The sequence below is a fragment of the Escherichia sp. E13S3 genome (genome assembly GCF_004212325.1).
Taxonomy (GTDB): Bacteria; Pseudomonadota; Gammaproteobacteria; order Enterobacterales; family Enterobacteriaceae; genus Escherichia.
Genome location: NZ_RHJR01000018.1, coordinates 1 through 17,931, shown reverse-complemented (window position 1 = coordinate 17,931; position 17,931 = coordinate 1). Strand labels below are relative to the sequence as shown.

The 17,931-nt window shown below is 49.8% G+C and carries 16 protein-coding genes, 1 tRNA gene and 2 rRNA genes; 15 read left to right on the top strand and 4 right to left on the bottom strand.

The window, feature by feature from the left end; translation table 11 throughout:
* The first annotated feature begins 7 nt into the window (after positions 1-7).
* The 8 genes from accC to D9597_RS17635 all read left to right on the top strand — a co-directional run bounded on the left by accC (position 8) and on the right by D9597_RS17635 (position 6,890).
* A complete protein-coding gene (gene accC, locus D9597_RS17670; RefSeq protein ID WP_000884639.1) occupies positions 8-1,357 on the top strand; it encodes an acetyl-CoA carboxylase biotin carboxylase subunit in 1,350 nt (449 codons plus the stop codon).
* Between the two features lie 108 nt (positions 1,358-1,465).
* Positions 1,466-1,708 carry a YhdT family protein gene (locus D9597_RS17665; protein WP_000381170.1) on the top strand — a complete coding sequence of 81 codons (243 nt, stop codon included), beginning with the start codon at positions 1,466-1,468 and terminating at the stop codon, positions 1,706-1,708.
* Positions 1,698-3,149 carry a sodium/pantothenate symporter gene (gene panF / locus D9597_RS17660; RefSeq protein WP_130223730.1) on the top strand — a complete coding sequence of 484 codons (1,452 nt, stop codon included), beginning with the start codon at positions 1,698-1,700 and terminating at the stop codon, positions 3,147-3,149. The genes D9597_RS17665 and panF overlap by 11 nt, the downstream gene beginning before the upstream one ends.
* Positions 3,150-3,160: 11 nt before the next feature.
* Positions 3,161-4,042, top strand: a complete 882-nt coding sequence (gene prmA / locus D9597_RS17655; protein ID WP_130223728.1) for a 50S ribosomal protein L11 methyltransferase — start codon at positions 3,161-3,163, stop codon at positions 4,040-4,042.
* Between the two features lie 328 nt (positions 4,043-4,370).
* The gene (gene dusB / locus D9597_RS17650) at positions 4,371-5,336 is read left to right on the top strand and encodes a tRNA dihydrouridine synthase DusB (RefSeq protein ID WP_001219652.1); all 966 of its coding nucleotides are present in this window, start codon (positions 4,371-4,373) and stop codon (positions 5,334-5,336) included.
* Between the two features lie 25 nt (positions 5,337-5,361).
* Entirely contained in the window at positions 5,362-5,658 is a 297-nt protein-coding gene (gene fis / locus D9597_RS17645; RefSeq protein ID WP_000462905.1) for a DNA-binding transcriptional regulator Fis, read from the top strand.
* An 84-nt stretch (positions 5,659-5,742) separates the two neighbouring features.
* Complete coding sequence (gene yhdJ / locus D9597_RS17640; protein WP_130223726.1) at positions 5,743-6,627, top strand: adenine-specific DNA-methyltransferase; 885 nt, start codon at positions 5,743-5,745, stop codon at positions 6,625-6,627.
* An 83-nt stretch (positions 6,628-6,710) separates the two neighbouring features.
* A complete protein-coding gene (locus tag D9597_RS17635; protein ID WP_130223724.1) occupies positions 6,711-6,890 on the top strand; it encodes a DUF2556 family protein in 180 nt (59 codons plus the stop codon).
* Between the two features lie 2 nt (positions 6,891-6,892).
* Here the strand turns inward: D9597_RS17635 and envR are convergent, their stop codons facing one another.
* A complete protein-coding gene (envR, locus tag D9597_RS17630) occupies positions 6,893-7,555 on the bottom strand; it encodes an acrEF/envCD operon transcriptional regulator (RefSeq protein WP_130204500.1) in 663 nt (220 codons plus the stop codon).
* Between the two features lie 395 nt (positions 7,556-7,950).
* Between envR and acrE the strand changes: the two genes are divergently transcribed.
* The 7 genes from acrE (at position 7,951) to D9597_RS17595 (ending at position 17,268) form a co-directional block, all read left to right on the top strand.
* Positions 7,951-9,108 carry a multidrug efflux RND transporter periplasmic adaptor subunit AcrE gene (gene acrE, locus D9597_RS17625; RefSeq protein ID WP_130223722.1) on the top strand — a complete coding sequence of 386 codons (1,158 nt, stop codon included), beginning with the start codon at positions 7,951-7,953 and terminating at the stop codon, positions 9,106-9,108.
* An 11-nt stretch (positions 9,109-9,119) separates the two neighbouring features.
* A complete protein-coding gene (gene acrF / locus D9597_RS17620) occupies positions 9,120-12,224 on the top strand; it encodes a multidrug efflux RND transporter permease subunit AcrF (RefSeq protein WP_130223720.1) in 3,105 nt (1,034 codons plus the stop codon).
* Between the two features lie 251 nt (positions 12,225-12,475).
* Positions 12,476-12,697, top strand: coding sequence for a membrane protein (locus tag D9597_RS17615; RefSeq protein ID WP_000825639.1), 222 nt, complete (start codon positions 12,476-12,478; stop codon positions 12,695-12,697).
* A 417-nt stretch (positions 12,698-13,114) separates the two neighbouring features.
* Positions 13,115-14,140, top strand: coding sequence for an amino acid ABC transporter substrate-binding protein (locus tag D9597_RS17610; RefSeq protein WP_130204494.1), 1,026 nt, complete (start codon positions 13,115-13,117; stop codon positions 14,138-14,140).
* Between the two features lie 67 nt (positions 14,141-14,207).
* On the top strand, positions 14,208-15,389 hold the full coding sequence (locus tag D9597_RS17605) for an amino acid ABC transporter permease (protein WP_130223718.1): 1,182 nt from the start codon (positions 14,208-14,210) through the stop codon (positions 15,387-15,389).
* A gap of 9 nt (positions 15,390-15,398) precedes the next feature.
* Positions 15,399-16,502 carry an amino acid ABC transporter permease gene (locus tag D9597_RS17600; protein ID WP_130224061.1) on the top strand — a complete coding sequence of 368 codons (1,104 nt, stop codon included), beginning with the start codon at positions 15,399-15,401 and terminating at the stop codon, positions 16,500-16,502.
* Positions 16,503-16,509: 7 nt separating this feature from the next.
* Complete coding sequence (locus D9597_RS17595) at positions 16,510-17,268, top strand: amino acid ABC transporter ATP-binding protein (RefSeq protein ID WP_000078338.1); 759 nt, start codon at positions 16,510-16,512, stop codon at positions 17,266-17,268.
* Between the two features lie 230 nt (positions 17,269-17,498).
* On the opposite strand, the gene rrf (D9597_RS17590) is transcribed toward D9597_RS17595, so the two are convergent.
* The 3 genes from rrf (D9597_RS17590) to rrf (D9597_RS17580) form a co-directional block, all read right to left on the bottom strand.
* Positions 17,499-17,614, bottom strand: a 5S ribosomal RNA gene (gene rrf, locus D9597_RS17590).
* A 39-nt stretch (positions 17,615-17,653) separates the two neighbouring features.
* A tRNA-Thr gene (locus D9597_RS17585) sits at positions 17,654-17,729 on the bottom strand.
* Between the two features lie 14 nt (positions 17,730-17,743).
* A 5S ribosomal RNA gene (gene rrf / locus D9597_RS17580) occupies positions 17,744-17,859 on the bottom strand.
* Positions 17,860-17,931 lie beyond the last annotated feature (72 nt).

Below are 17,931 nucleotides of genomic sequence, written 5' to 3'. Positions count from 1 at the left end.
GGCGAACATGCTGGATAAAATTGTTATTGCCAACCGCGGCGAGATTGCATTGCGTATTCTTCGTGCCTGTAAAGAACTGGGCATCAAGACTGTCGCTGTGCACTCAAGCGCGGATCGCGATCTAAAACACGTATTACTGGCAGATGAAACGGTCTGTATCGGCCCTGCTCCGTCAGTAAAAAGTTATCTGAACATCCCGGCAATCATCAGCGCCGCTGAAATCACCGGCGCAGTAGCAATCCATCCGGGTTACGGCTTCCTCTCCGAGAACGCCAATTTTGCCGAGCAGGTTGAACGCTCCGGCTTTATCTTCATCGGCCCGAAAGCAGAAACCATTCGCCTGATGGGCGACAAAGTATCCGCAATCGCCGCGATGAAAAAAGCGGGCGTTCCTTGCGTACCAGGTTCTGACGGCCCGCTGGGCGATGATATGGATAAAAACCGCGCCATTGCTAAACGCATTGGTTATCCGGTAATTATCAAAGCCTCCGGCGGCGGCGGCGGTCGCGGTATGCGCGTAGTACGCGGCGACGCTGAACTGGCACAATCCATCTCCATGACCCGTGCGGAAGCGAAAGCTGCTTTCAGCAACGATATGGTTTACATGGAGAAATACCTGGAAAATCCTCGCCACGTCGAGATTCAGGTACTGGCTGACGGTCAGGGCAACGCTATCTATCTGGCGGAACGTGACTGCTCCATGCAGCGCCGCCACCAGAAAGTGGTCGAAGAAGCGCCAGCACCGGGCATTACCCCGGAACTGCGTCGCTACATCGGCGAACGTTGCGCTAAAGCGTGTGTTGATATCGGCTATCGCGGTGCAGGTACATTCGAGTTCCTGTTCGAAAACGGCGAGTTCTATTTCATCGAAATGAACACCCGTATTCAGGTAGAACACCCGGTTACCGAAATGATCACTGGCGTTGACCTGATCAAAGAACAGCTGCGTATCGCTGCCGGTCAGCCGCTGTCTATCAAGCAAGAAGAAGTTCACGTTCGCGGCCATGCGGTGGAATGCCGTATCAACGCCGAAGATCCGAATACCTTCTTGCCAAGCCCGGGCAAAATCACCCGTTTCCACGCGCCAGGCGGTTTTGGCGTGCGTTGGGAGTCTCATATCTACGCGGGCTACACCGTGCCGCCGTACTATGACTCAATGATCGGTAAGCTGATTTGCTACGGTGAAAACCGTGACGTGGCGATTGCCCGCATGAAGAATGCGCTGCAGGAACTGATCATCGACGGTATCAAAACCAACGTTGATCTGCAGATCCGCATCATGAACGACGAGAACTTCCAGCATGGTGGTACTAACATCCACTATCTGGAGAAAAAACTCGGTCTTCAGGAAAAATAAGACTGCAAAAGCGTCAAAAGGCCGGATTTTCCGGCCTTTTTTATTACTGGGGATCGACAACCCCCATAAGGTACAATCCCCGCTTTCTTCACCCATCAGGGACAAAAAATGGACACTCGTTTTGTTCAGGCCCATAAAGAGGCGCGCTGGGCGCTGGGGCTGACCCTTTTGTATCTGGCGGTATGGTTAGTAGCCGCTTACTTACCTGGCGTTGCCCCCGGTTTTACCGGCTTTCCGCGCTGGTTTGAGATGGCCTGCATCCTGACGCCGCTGCTGTTTATTGGACTGTGCTGGGCGATGGTGAAATTTATCTATCGCGATATCCCGCTGGAGGATGACGATGCAGCTTGAAGTGATTCTACCGCTGGTCGCCTATCTGGTGGTGGTGTTCGGTATCTCTGTTTATGCGATGCGTAAGCGGAGCACCGGCACCTTCCTTAATGAGTATTTCCTCGGCAGCCGTTCCATGGGCGGTATTGTGCTGGCGATGACGCTCACCGCGACCTATATCAGTGCCAGTTCGTTTATCGGCGGGCCAGGCGCTGCTTATAAATACGGCCTGGGTTGGGTATTGCTGGCGATGATTCAGCTTCCTGCAGTCTGGCTTTCGCTCGGTATACTCGGCAAGAAGTTCGCGATTCTTGCGCGCCGCTACAATGCGGTGACGCTGAACGATATGCTGTTTGCCCGCTACCAGAGTCGTCTTCTGGTGTGGTTGGCGAGTTTGAGTTTGCTGGTTGCGTTCGTTGGCGCGATGACCGTGCAATTTATCGGCGGTGCACGCCTGCTGGAAACCGCGGCGGGTATTCCTTATGAAACCGGGCTGCTGATTTTCGGTATCAGTATTGCGTTATATACCGCCTTTGGCGGCTTTCGCGCCAGTGTGCTGAACGACACCATGCAAGGTCTGGTGATGCTGGTTGGCACCATTGTGCTGCTGGTCGGCGTGGTACATGCCGCTGGCGGCTTAAGCAACGCGGTAGAGACGCTGCAAACCATCGATCCACAGCTGGTTACGCCACAAGGTGCTGACGATATTCTGTCACCTGCCTTTATGACATCGTTCTGGGTACTGGTGTGCTTTGGCGTTATTGGCCTGCCGCATACTGCGGTGCGCTGTATCTCTTATAAAGACAGCAAAGCAGTGCATCGGGGGATCATCATCGGGACGATTGTAGTCGCAATCCTGATGTTCGGTATGCATCTGGCCGGAGCGTTAGGTCGTGCAGTGATCCCCGATCTCACCGTACCGGATCTGGTGATCCCGACGTTGATGGTAAAAGTGCTGCCACCGTTTGCTGCCGGGATCTTCCTGGCTGCACCTATGGCTGCGATCATGTCGACAATTAACGCCCAATTGCTGCAAAGTTCCGCTACGATCATTAAAGATCTCTATCTGAATATCCGTCCGGATCAAATGCAAAACGAGACGCGTCTGAAGCGGATGTCGGCGGTAATTACGTTAGTTCTCGGCGTGTTGCTGCTGCTTGCCGCCTGGAAGCCGCCAGAAATGATCATCTGGCTGAATTTGCTGGCCTTCGGTGGGCTGGAAGCCGTTTTCCTGTGGCCGCTGGTGCTGGGTCTTTACTGGGAACGCGCCAACGCCAAAGGCGCGCTAAGTGCGATGATCGTTGGCGGCGTGCTGTATGCCGTACTTGCAACGCTGAATATTCAGTACCTGGGCTTCCACCCTATCGTGCCCTCGTTACTACTAAGTTTGCTGGCTTTCCTGGTCGGAAACCGTTTCGGTACATCCGTCCCGCAAGCTACCGTTTTGACTACTGATAAATAAAGAGTTTTGCCATGCCTTGGATCCAACTGAAACTGAACACCACCGGCGCGAACGCTGAAGATCTTAGCGATGCGCTGATGGAAGCAGGTGCCGTATCTATTACTTTTCAGGATACCCACGATACGCCAGTATTTGAGCCGCTGCCGGGCGAAACGCGCCTGTGGGGCGACACCGATGTGATTGGTCTGTTCGACGCTGAAACCGATATGAACGACGTGGTGGCGATTCTGGAAAACCATCCGCTGCTCGGCGCAGGTTTCGCGCATAAAATCGAACAACTGGAAGATAAAGACTGGGAGCGCGAATGGATGGACAATTTCCACCCAATGCGCTTTGGTGAACGTCTGTGGATCTGCCCAAGCTGGCGTGATGTGCCAGACGAAAACGCCGTCAACGTGATGTTAGACCCGGGCCTGGCGTTTGGTACGGGGACTCATCCAACCACCTCTCTGTGCCTGCAATGGCTCGACAGCCTCGATTTAACTGGTAAAACAGTCATCGACTTTGGCTGTGGCTCCGGCATTCTGGCAATCGCGGCACTGAAACTGGGCGCAGCAAAAGCCATTGGTATTGATATCGATCCGCAGGCCATTCAGGCCAGCCGCGACAACGCCGAACGTAATGGCGTTTCTGACCGTCTGGAACTCTACTTACCCAAAGATCAGCCTGAAGCGATGAAAGCCGACGTGGTGGTCGCTAACATCCTCGCAGGCCCGTTACGTGAACTGGCGCCGTTAATCAGCGTCCTGCCGGTTTCAGGCGGTTTGCTGGGCCTTTCCGGTATTCTGGCAAGCCAGGCGGAGAGCGTTTGTGAAGCTTATGCCGACAGCTTCGTTCTGGACCCGGTCGTGGAAAAAGAAGAGTGGTGTCGCATTACTGGTCTTAAGAATTAACCGCCAGAATGCGGCATAGTGATGTAGAGAGAAGTGCGAGCAACGTCACAAAAGGCACGTAATTTTGCTGATTATTTAGGCAAATTTGCGTGCCAAAATTTTCATTCATAAAGAAAAATTGAGAACTTACTCAAATTTCTTTGAGTGCGAATTTTAATCACTTATTTCTAATGTGATGATTTTTATGATTAATTATTCCGCCGAGTTCATTTTAAATGCAATTCTTTGATCCATCTCAGAGGATTGGTCAAAGTTTGGCCTTTCATCTCGTGCAAAAAATGCGTAATATACGCCGCCTTGCAGTCACAGTATGGTCATTTCTTAACTCATGCGCATCGGACAATATCAGCTCAGAAATCGCCTGATCGCAGCGCCCATGGCTGGCATTACAGACAGACCTTTTCGGACGTTGTGCTACGAGATGGGAGCCGGATTGACAGTATCCGAGATGATGTCTTCTAACCCTCAGGTTTGGGAAAGCGACAAATCTCGTTTACGGATGGTGCACATTGATGAACCCGGTATTCGCACCGTGCAAATTGCCGGTAGCGATCCGAAAGAAATGGCAGATGCAGCACGTATTAACGTGGAAAGCGGTGCCCAGATTATTGATATCAATATGGGTTGCCCGGCTAAAAAAGTGAATCGCAAGCTTGCAGGTTCAGCCCTCTTGCAGTACCCGGATGTCGTTAAATCGATCCTTACCGAGGTCGTCAATGCAGTGGACGTTCCTGTTACCCTGAAGATTCGCACCGGCTGGGCGCCGGAACACCGTAACTGCGAAGAGATTGCCCAACTGGCTGAAGACTGTGGCATTCAGGCTCTGACCATTCATGGCCGTACACGCGCCTGTTTGTTCAATGGAGAAGCTGAATACGACAGTATTCGGGCAGTTAAGCAGAAAGTTTCCATTCCGGTTATCGCGAATGGCGACATTACTGACCCGCTTAAAGCCAGAGCTGTGCTCGACTATACAGGGGCGGATGCTCTGATGATAGGCCGCGCAGCTCAGGGAAGACCCTGGATCTTTCGGGAAATCCAGCATTATCTGGACACTGGGGAGTTGCTGCCCCCGCTGCCTTTGGCTGAGGTTAAGCGCTTGCTTTGCGCGCACGTTCGGGAACTGCATGACTTTTATGGTCCGGCAAAAGGGTACCGAATTGCACGTAAACACGTTTCCTGGTATCTCCAGGAACACGCTCCAAATGACCAGTTTCGGCGCACATTCAACGCCATTGAGGATGCCAGCGAACAGCTGGAGGCGTTGGAGGCATACTTCGAAAATTTTGCGTAAACAGAAATAAAGAGCTGACAGAACTATGTTCGAACAACGCGTAAATTCTGACGTACTGACCGTTTCTACCGTTAACTCTCAGGATCAGGTAACCCAAAAACCCCTGCGTGACTCGGTTAAACAGGCACTGAAGAACTATTTTGCTCAACTGAACGGTCAGGATGTTAATGACCTCTATGAGCTGGTACTGGCTGAAGTAGAACAGCCCCTGTTGGACATGGTGATGCAATACACCCGTGGTAACCAGACCCGTGCTGCGCTGATGATGGGCATCAACCGTGGTACGCTGCGTAAAAAATTGAAAAAGTACGGCATGAACTAATTCAGGTTAGCTAATTGCTTGATTAAAAGGCGCTACTCGGCATGGGGAAGCGCCTTTTTTATAGGTGTCGCAAAGGGAGTGACCATGAGAACAGGATGTGAACCCACCAGGTTTGGCGACAATGCAAAGACCATTATCCACGGTGATGCATTAGCTGAACTTAAAAAGATACCCGCAGAAAGTGTTGATCTAATCTTTGCTGACCCGCCTTATAACATCGGTAAAAATTTCGATGGCCTGATCGAAGCGTGGAAAGAAGATCTGTTTATTAACTGGCTATTTGAAGTGATTACAGAGTGCCACCGCGTTCTGAAAAAACAGGGCAGCATGTACATCATGAACAGCACGGAAAACATGCCCTTTATTGACCTCCAGTGCCGCCAGCTTTTTACCATCAAAAGTCGCATCGTCTGGTCGTATGACAGCTCCGGCGTTCAGGCCAAAAAATATTACGGCTCCATGTATGAACCCATCCTGATGATGGTGAAAGACGCAAAGAACTACACCTTTAACAGCGATGCTATTCTGGTAGAAGCCAAAACCGGAGCACAGCGTGCATTAATCGACTATCGCAAAAATCCCCCACAACCTTACAATCATCAAAAAGTGCCAGGTAACGTCTGGGATTTTCCACGCGTACGTTATTTGATGGATGAATATGAAAACCATCCGACGCAAAAGCCTGAAGCTTTACTGAAGCGCATTATTCTCGCCTCTTCTAACCCTGGCGATGTCGTTCTCGATCCGTTTGCTGGTAGCTTCACCACCGGTGCCGTCGCCATCGCGACCGGGCGAAAATTCATTGGTATTGAGATTAACAGCGAGTACATCAAGATGGGGCTACGCCGACTGGATGTCGCGTCACATTACTCCATGGAAGAGCTGGCGAAAGTGAAAAAAAGAAAGACCGGCAACCTGTCAAAACGAAGCCGGATCAGCGAAGTTGACCCCGATCTCATTGCAAAGTAAAGGAAGTGTAAGCCTGGTTTTCAGATTATTCATTTCGTGTATATTTCCTGCCAGACTTGGTTAAACATGCACAGGCTCAGGTAATGATTCGCAAGTATTGGTGGCTCGTCGTTTTCGCTGTCTCCGTTTTTCTGTTTGATACCTTACTGATGCAGTGGATCGAACTACTGGCAACAGAAACAGACAAATGTCGCAATATGAACTCGGTTAATCCGCTAAAACTGGTTAACAGTGACGAACTTGATTTTCACAATAGAATGTAACTTTATACGATACCTAATTCATTTGTTTTATGAATTAATTTCGTTATGTTTTCATCTGGCATAAACATTCTTAATACATTATCGACTAATGCGGGTGCTTGTTTATAAAGATCGTAACCCGCTATATTCATTAACCAGTTTTGAACAATACCGCTGAAGGCACCATCAATAATAATCATTACGACGTCTAAGTCGAGGCTTTTAGCTATATCCCCCTGTTGCTGACATGCTTGTAATACTTCACGAAGAATCTGTGGATTAAAGCCCATCTTTTCACGTATTACTGCCTCGGCCAGCATTTCATCACTAAATTCACACTTGTGATATAAGATTTGCAGTAACGCCTGCTGGCGGGGAATTTCGGCAATATATTGCAAGCCAACAATCAGTTTTTCACGCAATTGCAGGAAAGGATCATGTTCTAACCCTTCCGTTAAACGTTCCTGGATTAACTCACGCAATGAAGGCTGTTGCAGCCACATCTCGTTAAACAGTTGAGCCTTGTTTTCGAAGTGCCAGTAGATTGCGCCACGCGTGACGTTGGCGGCGTCGGCGATGTCATTGAGCGTCGTCTTGCTTACGCCATACTGCGCAAACTGGGCGATGGCGGTTTCAATCAGTTCTTGCCTGGTCTTCAGGGCTTCAGCTTTGGTTCTTTTTGCCATGATTAATCATTCAAGGAATAAATATATTCAACATAAGGGAAACAGCGAGAAGTAATGTATCACCTAATGTTTATTTATACGAGAAGCTAAATCCCATCTGCTACCAATCGTCAAATAAGTCAAATCTATTGTTTACCGATAATATATTTACTTAATAAATGTATATTTCACTTTGCGTTAAAATGCTTCCATTTTTTTCAACTCACATCAAATGAGAACATTAGAATATTAATCTCTTTTTGTGTTTACGTGCCTTGAATAGCGACTATTCATAACTATTCCTTACATCGCAGGACGATAATTTGTAGGATAGCGAACTGTATTTTTATTTCTGCGAGTTAACGCGTTGCCTTTTTCTGGCTAATAACGCGCTTTTGGTTTTTTGAGGAATAGTAATGACGAAACATGCCAGGTTTTTCCTCCTGCCCTCCTTTATCATGATCTCCGCAGCGTTAATTGCGGGTTGTAACGATAAGGGAGAAGAGAAAGCTCACGTCGGTGAACCGCAGGTTACCGTTCATGTTGTGAATACTGCCCCGTTAGAAGTTAAAACTGAATTACCAGGCCGTACTAATGCTTTCCGTATTGCCGAGGTTCGCCCGCAGGTTAGCGGGATAGTGCTGAATCGTAATTTCACTGAAGGCAGCGATGTGCAAGCTGGCCAGTCCCTGTACCAGATCGATCCGGCCACTTATCAGGCAAGTTATGACAGCGCGAAAGGCGAACTGGCGAAAAGCGAAGCTGCCGCGTCCATCGCGCATTTAACGGTAAAACGTTATGTTCCGCTTGTGGGTACGAAATACATCAGCCAGCAGGAGTACGATCAGGCGATTGCTGATGCTCGTCAGGCCGATGCTACCGTCATAGCCGCAAAAGCCACGGTCGAAAGCGCCCGCATCAATCTCGCTTATACCAAAGTGACTGCGCCAATTAGCGGGCGTATCGGCAAATCTTCGGTGACCGAAGGTGCTCTCGTCACTAACGGGCAAACGACCGAACTGGCGACTGTCCAGCAACTCGATCCTATCTATGTCGATGTGACCCAATCCAGCAACGACTTCATGAGACTGAAGCAATCCGTAGAGCAAGGGAATTTGCATAAGGAAAACGCCACCAGCAACGTAGAGTTGGTCATGGAAAACGGTCAAACCTATCCCCTGAAAGGCACGCTGCAATTCTCTGATGTGACCGTTGATGAAAGCACCGGTTCCATTACCCTGCGCGCAGTTTTCCCTAACCCGCAACACACGCTTCTGCCAGGTATGTTTGTGCGCGCACGGATCGATGAAGGTGTACAACCTGACGCCATTCTTATCCCGCAACAGGGAGTTAGCCGTACACCGCGTGGTGACGCTACCGTGCTGATTGTTAATGATAAAAGCCAGGTTGAGGCGCGTCCTGTTGTCGCCAGCCAGGCCATTGGCGATAAATGGCTGATTAGCGAAGGACTAAAAGCGGGTGATCAGGTCATTGTCAGCGGCCTGCAAAAAGCACGCCCGGGAGAGCAGGTTAAGGCCACTACCGATACCCCCGCAGATACTGCGTCGAAGTAAGGCAATCTGATATGGCAAACTTTTTTATTCGACGACCAATATTTGCATGGGTGCTGGCCATTATTCTGATGATGGCGGGCGTACTGGCGATCCTACAATTGCCCGTAGCCCAGTATCCAACCATTGCCCCGCCTGCGGTTTCTGTGTCGGCAAACTATCCGGGCGCTGATGCGCAAACCGTGCAGGATACGGTGACACAGGTTATCGAACAGAATATGAACGGCATCGATAATCTGATGTATATGTCCTCCACCAGCGATTCTGCCGGTAGCGTGACAATTACTCTCACCTTCCAGTCCGGGACCGATCCAGACATCGCGCAAGTGCAGGTACAAAACAAACTTCAACTCGCCACACCGTTGCTGCCGCAGGAAGTCCAGCAACAGGGGATAAGTGTCGAGAAATCAAGTAGCAGCTTTTTGATGGTGGCTGGTTTTGTTTCTGATAACCCAAGTACCACGCAAGACGATATTTCCGACTACATCGCCTCTAACGTCAAAGATACCATTAGCCGTCTGAACGGCGTTGGCGACGTGCAACTGTTCGGTGCTCAGTACGCTATGCGTATCTGGCTCGATGCCGATCTGCTGAACAAATATAAACTCACATCGGTTGATGTCATTAACCAGTTGAAAGTACAGAACGACCAGATTGCGGCCGGTCAGTTAGGCGGCACGCCGGCATTACCAGGACAGCAGTTAAACGCGTCGATTATTGCCCAGACACGGTTAAAAGATCCGGAAGAGTTCGGCAAAGTCACCCTGCGCGTGAACAGCGACGGTTCGGTAGTGCGGCTGAAAGATGTCGCACGGATTGAACTCGGTGGTGAAAACTATAACGTTATCGCCCGTATCAACGGCAAACCCGCGGCTGGCCTCGGCATTAAACTGGCAACGGGAGCTAACGCACTTGATACCGCAAAAGCCATCAAGGCCAAACTGGCAGAACTACAGCCGTTCTTCCCACAGGGAATGAAGGTTCTTTACCCTTATGACACCACGCCTTTCGTCCAGCTTTCTATCCAGGAAGTGGTGAAAACGCTGTTCGAAGCCATTATCCTGGTATTCCTGGTGATGTATCTGTTCTTGCAGAACATGCGGGCGACATTGATACCCACCATTGCTGTACCTGTCGTGTTGTTAGGGACGTTTGCCATACTCGCCGCTTTTGGTTACTCCATCAATACGCTAACGATGTTCGGGATGGTGCTTGCCATCGGGCTTCTTGTTGATGATGCGATAGTCGTTGTGGAGAACGTCGAGCGCGTAATGATGGAGGATAAACTCCCCCCCAGAGAAGCGACGGAAAAATCGATGTCGCAAATCCAGGGCGCGCTGGTAGGTATCGCGATGGTACTGTCGGCGGTATTTATTCCGATGGCATTCTTCGGTGGCTCAACAGGGGCAATTTATCGACAGTTCTCTATCACTATTGTTTCAGCAATGGCGCTTTCAGTACTGGTTGCGCTGATTCTCACCCCCGCGTTATGTGCAACATTGCTGAAACCAGTCTCTGCCGAGCATCACGAAAATAAGGGGGGGTTCTTCGGCTGGTTTAACACCACTTTCGATCATAGCGTTATTCACTACACCAATAGCGTTGGCAAAATCCTCGGTTCCACAGGGCGATATTTACTGATCTATGCGCTGATTGTCGCCGGAATGGTAGTGCTGTTTTTACGCCTCCCTTCTTCTTTCTTGCCGGAAGAAGATCAGGGTGTCTTCCTGACCATGATCCAACTGCCCGCTGGCGCGACGCAAGAGCGGACACAAAAAGTACTGGATGAAGTGACGGATTACTATCTGAAGAACGAGAAGGCGAACGTTGAAAGTGTCTTTACAGTCAATGGATTTAGCTTCAGCGGTCAGGCGCAAAACGCCGGGATGGCCTTTGTCAGCCTTAAACCGTGGGAAGAGCGCAGTGGCGAAGAAAATAGCGCGGAAGCGGTAATCCAACGTGCCAAAATGGAACTGAGTAAAATCCGCGACGGTTTTGTCATTCCATTCAATATGCCAGCCATTGTTGAACTGGGTACGGCAACAGGTTTCGACTTTGAGTTAATCGATCAGGCGGGTCTTGGTCACGATGCCTTAACCCATGCCCGCAACCAGTTGCTTGGCATGGCGGCGCAACATCCTGAAAGCTTAGTCAGTGTGCGCCCCAATGGACTGGAAGATACTGCGCAGTTCAAACTTGAAGTTGACCAGGAAAAAGCACAGGCATTAGGCGTTTCGCTTTCTGACATTAATCAGACCATTTCTACAGCGTTAGGCGGGACGTATGTCAACGACTTCATCGACCGTGGCCGCGTGAAAAAAGTATATGTTCAGGCGGATGCCAAATTCCGTATGCTGCCAGAAGATGTCGATAAACTTTATGTCCGCAGCGCTAACGGCGAAATGGTGCCATTCTCCACCTTTACCACTTCACATTGGGTATATGGTTCTCCGCGTCTGGAACGCTACAACGGTCTACCCTCCATGGAGATTCAGGGGGAAGCTGCGCCAGGCACCAGTTCCGGCGATGCGATGTCTCTAATGGAAAGCCTCGCCTCACAACTACCTAACGGAATCGGTTATGACTGGACGGGGATGTCGTATCAGGAACGCTTGTCAGGTAACCAGGCCCCTGCTCTGGTAGCCATTTCATTCGTGGTCGTTTTCCTGTGCCTTGCGGCGCTCTATGAAAGCTGGTCAATTCCTGTCTCGGTTATGTTGGTCGTGCCGTTAGGGATTGTCGGCGTGCTGCTGGCGGCGACACTCTTTAATCAGAAAAATGACGTTTATTTTATGGTGGGCTTGTTAACGACAATTGGCTTATCGGCTAAAAACGCTATTTTGATTGTTGAGTTCGCCAAAGACCTGATGGAAAAAGAGGGGAAAGGTGTCATTGAAGCAACGCTGATGGCCGTACGTATGCGTCTTCGTCCTATTCTGATGACATCACTCGCCTTTATTCTCGGCGTATTGCCGCTGGCTATCAGTAATGGTGCGGGAAGCGGCGCGCAGAACGCGGTAGGGATTGGAGTCATGGGTGGCATGATTTCCGCAACATTGCTGGCAATCTTCTTTGTCCCTGTGTTCTTTGTGGTGATCCGCCGTTGCTTTAAAGGGTAAAATTAAAACACAAAGGCGTCTTCGGACGCCTTTTTAATTTGCGGTTAAAACTATAAAAATTAATGAGTTAATGATTCATTAGCTTTTAAATTGAGTGCATTCATTCTTTCTCCCTTCATTATTTTTACAATTCACATAATTTGTCATTATTCATCTCACAAGAATTATAACTCCCGGTGATAAAATGGAATTCAGCACGTTAATAAGAAAGTTAGCTTATTAAGCGGTAGCGTTATTACTGAGGTAACACCATGAAAAGATTAATTCCTGTCGCATTGCTCACCGCATTGCTGGCGGGCTGCGCTCACGATTCACCCTGCGTTCCGGTTTATGACGATCAGGGCCGTCTGGTTCACACGAATACCTGTATGAAAGGTACGACTCAGGATAACTGGGAAACGGCTGGGGCTATTGCTGGCGGGGCAGCGGCTGTTGCTGGCCTGACGATGGGGATCATCGCTCTGTCGAAATAACTGAACAGGGCGCGGAGTTCCGCGCTCTGTTTAACGGTACAGAATCTCACCGTAAGATAAAATACAACTATATTCTGCTAGCTTATTCCCTTTTAATTTAGCATTTTATTTCGAACTATCGAAATAACACATCCATTAGTTTTTACCCTCATTTAAAACACATGCTCACGCTAACAATCATTATCCTGCTTAGTAAAATGCGAATAAATATTTTGCGCTAAAATGTGGCGTATGTTTCATTTTCGCACCATTGCGAGGCGATGTTTTTATTATTTCCTGTCTACACTCAGCTTATTGCGACGCGGAATCGTGCGCAAAAGCTGGCACTACTTTTGCTTATAAAAGGATGGCCACAGACAGGTAAAAGACGTTTCCCAAACGTCCTATAACGATAATTTTCGCCTCACAGGAAGCATTATGAAAAAGATGATGATAGCCACACTGGCTGCAGCCAGCGTGCTGCTTGCCGTTGCAAATCAGGCGCATGCTGGCGCGACACTTGATGCCGTAAAGAATAAAGGGTTTGTGCAATGCGGGATCAGTGACGGATTACCTGGGTTCTCTTATGCCGATGCAGACGGTAAGTTTTCAGGTATTGATGTAGATGTTTGTCGTGGTGTTGCCGCTGCTGTATTTGGTGACGACACGAAAGTGAAATATACCCCACTCACAGCAAAAGAACGCTTCACCGCTTTACAGTCAGGGGAAGTGGATTTGCTTTCCCGTAATACGACCTGGACTTCATCCCGCGACGCAGGAATGGGAATGGTATTTACTGGCGTCACTTATTACGACGGCATTGGCTTCCTGACGCACGATAAAGCGGGATTAAAAAGCGCGAAAGAACTGGATGGCGCAACCGTCTGTATTCAGGCGGGGACTGATACCGAACTCAACGTCGCCGATTACTTCAAGGCAAACAATATGAAGTACACGCCAGTAACCTTCGATCGCTCAGACGAATCAGCGAAGGCTCTGGAATCTGGCCGCTGCGATACGCTGGCCTCGGATCAGTCGCAACTGTATGCCCTGCGGATCAAATTAAGTAATCCTGCCGAATGGATTGTCCTGCCAGAAGTTATCTCTAAAGAACCGCTTGGTCCGGTCGTCCGTCGTGGCGATGATGAATGGTTCTCTATTGTGCGCTGGACGCTTTTCGCCATGCTGAATGCTGAAGAGATGGGCGTTAACTCGCAAAACGTTGATGAAAAAGCGGCTAATCCAGCTACGCCTGATATGGCGCATCTGCTGGGTAAAGAGGGCGATTACGGCAAGGATCTGAAGCTGGATAATAAATGGGCTTACAACATCATCAAACAGGTGGGTAACTACTCGGAAATTTTTGAGCGTAATGTAGGTTCAGAAAGCCCGCTGAAAATTAAACGTGGGCAAAATAATCTCTGGAATAACGGCGGTATTCAGTACGCGCCGCCCGTGCGTTAAGTCGGTGTGAGGTAACGGGCGTCGCTACGGCGGCGCTCTCTTCAGCGTTATGGTTTCCGAGGTTTATATGCCCCATCGCCGCTCAACCGTTAAAGGCTCACTCTCCTTTACCAACCCTACGGTTCGCGCCTGGTTATTCCAGATCCTCGCCGTTGTTGCCGTCGTCGGCATTGTTGGTTGGTTATTTCACAACACCGTGACGAATCTAAACAATCGCGGCATAACATCAGGATTTGCCTTTCTGGATCGCGGCGCAGGCTTCGGGATCGTCCAGCATTTGATCGATTACCAGCAGGGCGATACCTACGGACGCGTTTTTATTGTCGGCTTACTCAATACGCTACTGGTTTCAGCATTGTGTATCGTATTCGCATCTGTCCTGGGCTTCTTTATCGGTCTGGCGAGACTTTCGGACAACTGGCTGCTACGAAAGCTTTCCACAATTTATATTGAGATCTTCCGTAATATTCCCCCGCTGCTGCAAATCTTCTTCTGGTACTTTGCCGTGTTGCGCAATTTGCCTGGACCACGCCAGGCAGTGAGCGCGTTTGAGCTCGCCTTTTTGAGCAATCGTGGGCTCTATATTCCGTCGCCGCAGCTGGGAGATGGATTTATTGCGTTTATCCTGACTGTTGTTATTGCTATAGCCATTTCTGTTGGACTATTCCGTTTTAATAAAACGCACCAGATAAAGACCGGACAACTGCGCCGTACCTGGCCTTGCGCCGTTGTGTTGATCATTGGTTTACCTTTACTGGCGCAATGGCTTTTTGGCGCAGCACTACACTGGGATGTCCCAGCCCTTCGAGGCTTTAATTTCCGCGGCGGGATGGTTTTAATTCCTGAACTGGCAGCCTTAACGCTAGCACTTTCGGTTTATACCTCTGCATTTATCGCCGAGATTATCCGCGCCGGGATCCAGGCAGTGCCTTATGGTCAACATGAAGCGGCTCGATCACTGGGATTACCCAACCCGGTTACGCTACGCCAGGTCATTATTCCCCAGGCATTGCGGGTGATTATTCCACCGTTAACCAGCCAGTATCTCAACATCGTCAAGAACTCCTCTCTTGCCGCCGCTATTGGCTATCCCGATATGGTTTCGCTGTTTGCTGGCACCGTGCTGAACCAAACGGGGCAAGCCATCGAGACGATAGCCATGACGATGTCGGTCTATCTGATTATCAGCCTGACTATCTCGCTGCTGATGAATATCTATAACCGCCGTATCGCGATCGTTGAACGCTAAGGAGTCATGATGACAAAAGTATTGCTGTCTCATCCCCCGCGCCCGGCGAGCCATAACTCAAGCCGCGCTATGGTGTGGGTGCGAAAAAATCTGTTCTCCAGCTGGAGCAATAGCCTGCTGACTATTGGCTGCATATGGTTGATGTGGGAACTGATCCCACCATTGCTGAACTGGGCATTTTTGCAGGCTAACTGGGTTGGCTCAACGCGTGCCGACTGCACAAAAGCCGGTGCCTGTTGGGTCTTCATCCACGAACGATTTGGTCAGTTTATGTATGGGCTTTACCCACACGACCAACGCTGGCGAATTAACCTGGCATTACTGATTGGCCTTGTGTCTATCGCACCAATGTTCTGGAAAATACTCCCGCATCGCGGTCGCTATATTGCGGTATGGGCGATTATCTACCCACTGATTGTCTGGTGGCTGATGTATGGCGGTTTTTTTGGTCTTGAGCGGGTTGAAACCCGGCAATGGGGCGGGCTGACGCTAACTTTAATTATTGCATCAGTTGGGATTGCGGGGGCGCTACCGTGGGGGATCTTACTGGCGTTAGGTCGCCGCTCCCATATGCCGATTGTGCGTATCTTATCGGTCGTTTTTATCGAGTTCTGGCGCGGCGTACCGCTGATTACCGTACTGTTTATGTCTTCGGTCATGCTGCCGCTCTTTATGGCGGAAGGCACCAGCATCGACAAACTGATTCGTGCGTTGGTCGGCGTGATCCTGTTTCAGTCAGCATACGTTGCGGAAGTCGTGCGAGGCGGATTACAGGCGCTGCCCAAAGGGCAATACGAAGCGGCAGAGTCGCTGGCGTTGGGTTACTGGAAAACTCAAGGGCTGGTTATTCTGCCCCAGGCACTGAAGCTGGTGATTCCAGGGCTGGTAAATACCATCATCGCGCTATTCAAAGACACAAGTCTGGTGATCATCATCGGGTTGTTCGATCTTTTCAGTAGCGTTCAGCAGGCAACCGTTGACCCCGCCTGGCTGGGTATGTCCACAGAAGGGTATGTTTTCGCCGCACTGATCTACTGGATCTTCTGTTTCAGCATGTCGCGCTATAGCCAACATCTGGAAAAACGTTTTAACACCGAGCGTACACCGCATTGAGGACACTATGAGCCAAATTTTACTGCAACCTGCTAACGCGATGATTACGCTGGAAAACGTCAATAAATGGTATGGACAATTCCATGTTTTGAAAAATATAAATTTAACCGTGCAACCGGGCGAACGGATCGTTCTGTGTGGCCCTTCAGGTTCCGGTAAATCGACAACCATTCGTTGTATTAATCATCTGGAAGAACATCAACAGGGACGGATCGTGGTAGATGGCATCGAACTTAATGAAGATATCCGTAATATTGAGCGCGTCAGGCAGGAAGTGGGGATGGTCTTTCAGCATTTCAATCTATTCCCACATTTGACCGTTTTACAGAACTGTACCCTGGCGCCGATTTGGGTACGCAAGATGCCAAAGAAAGAGGCTGAAGCTCTGGCGATGCATTACCTTGAGCGGGTGAGAATTGCCGAACATGCGCATAAGTTTCCCGGACAGATTTCAGGTGGTCAGCAGCAACGCGTTGCCATTGCGCGTTCGCTGTGTATGAAGCCGAAAATTATGTTGTTTGATGAGCCAACGTCGGCGCTCGATCCTGAGATGGTGAAAGAGGTGCTGGATACGATGATTGGGCTGGCGCAGTCGGGTATGACAATGTTGTGTGTAACACATGAGATGGGGTTTGCACGAACCGTCGCTGACCGGGTGATTTTTATGGATCGTGGGGAGATAGTGGAACAAGCTGCACCGGATGAGTTTTTTGCGCATCCTAAGTCAGAGCGTACGAGGGCATTTTTATCGCAGGTAATCCATTAATTGAATGTTAGTTCGAAAAGCAAAAAGGCCATCCTTTCGGATGGCCTTTCGCTTGATTTGATATCTGGCAGTTTATGGCGGGCGTCCTGCCCGCCACCCTCCGGGCCGTTGCTTCGCAACGTTCAAATCCGCTCCCGGCGGATTTGTCCTGGTCGGGAGAGTGTTCACCGACAAACAACAGATAAAACAAAAGGCCCAGTCTTCCGACTGAGCCTTTTGTTTTATTTGATGTCTGGCAGTTCCCTACTCTCGCATGGGGAGACCCCACACTACCATCGGCGCTACGGCGTTTCACTTCTGAGTTCGGCATGGGGTCAGGTGGGACCACCGCGCTACTGCCGCCAGACAAATTCTTTTCTAATCTGCCGAACTTTAACCTAAAAAGTGGTGCTGATACCCAGAGTCGAACTGGGGACCTCACCCTTACCAAGGGTGCGCTCTACCAACTGAGCCATATCAGCACGCTAAATTTGATGCCTGGCAGTTCCCTACTCTCGCATGGGGAGACCCCACACTACCATCGGCGCTACGGCGTTTCACTTCTGAGTTCGGCATGGGGTCAGGTGGGACCACCGCGCTAAGGCCGCCAGGCAAATTCTGTTTATTAACCCGCTTACGCCGGTTAATCTAATCTGTTATCAGGCTTACTTATTGATGTCTCAT

Bases quoted from the DNA above. Each gene is read 5' to 3' on its own strand.
- D9597_RS17600 (WP_130224061.1), top strand. From the start codon at position 15,399: ATGACAAAAGTATTGCTGTCTCATCCCCCGCGCCCGGCGAGCCATAAC.
- yhdJ (WP_130223726.1), top strand. From the start codon at position 5,743: ATGAGAACAGGATGTGAACCCACCAGGTTTGGCGACAATGCAAAGACC.
- D9597_RS17605 (WP_130223718.1), top strand. From the start codon at position 14,208: ATGCCCCATCGCCGCTCAACCGTTAAAGGCTCACTCTCCTTTACCAAC.
- fis (WP_000462905.1), top strand. From the start codon at position 5,362: ATGTTCGAACAACGCGTAAATTCTGACGTACTGACCGTTTCTACCGTT.
- prmA (WP_130223728.1), top strand. From the start codon at position 3,161: ATGCCTTGGATCCAACTGAAACTGAACACCACCGGCGCGAACGCTGAA.
- acrF (WP_130223720.1), top strand. From the start codon at position 9,120: ATGGCAAACTTTTTTATTCGACGACCAATATTTGCATGGGTGCTGGCC.
- D9597_RS17665 (WP_000381170.1), top strand. From the start codon at position 1,466: ATGGACACTCGTTTTGTTCAGGCCCATAAAGAGGCGCGCTGGGCGCTG.
- envR (WP_130204500.1), bottom strand. From the start codon at position 7,555: ATGGCAAAAAGAACCAAAGCTGAAGCCCTGAAGACCAGGCAAGAACTG.
- D9597_RS17615 (WP_000825639.1), top strand. From the start codon at position 12,476: ATGAAAAGATTAATTCCTGTCGCATTGCTCACCGCATTGCTGGCGGGC.
- D9597_RS17635 (WP_130223724.1), top strand. From the start codon at position 6,711: ATGATTCGCAAGTATTGGTGGCTCGTCGTTTTCGCTGTCTCCGTTTTT.
- acrE (WP_130223722.1), top strand. From the start codon at position 7,951: ATGACGAAACATGCCAGGTTTTTCCTCCTGCCCTCCTTTATCATGATC.
- accC (WP_000884639.1), top strand. From the start codon at position 8: ATGCTGGATAAAATTGTTATTGCCAACCGCGGCGAGATTGCATTGCGT.
- panF (WP_130223730.1), top strand. From the start codon at position 1,698: ATGCAGCTTGAAGTGATTCTACCGCTGGTCGCCTATCTGGTGGTGGTG.
- dusB (WP_001219652.1), top strand. From the start codon at position 4,371: ATGCGCATCGGACAATATCAGCTCAGAAATCGCCTGATCGCAGCGCCC.
- D9597_RS17595 (WP_000078338.1), top strand. From the start codon at position 16,510: ATGAGCCAAATTTTACTGCAACCTGCTAACGCGATGATTACGCTGGAA.
- D9597_RS17610 (WP_130204494.1), top strand. From the start codon at position 13,115: ATGAAAAAGATGATGATAGCCACACTGGCTGCAGCCAGCGTGCTGCTT.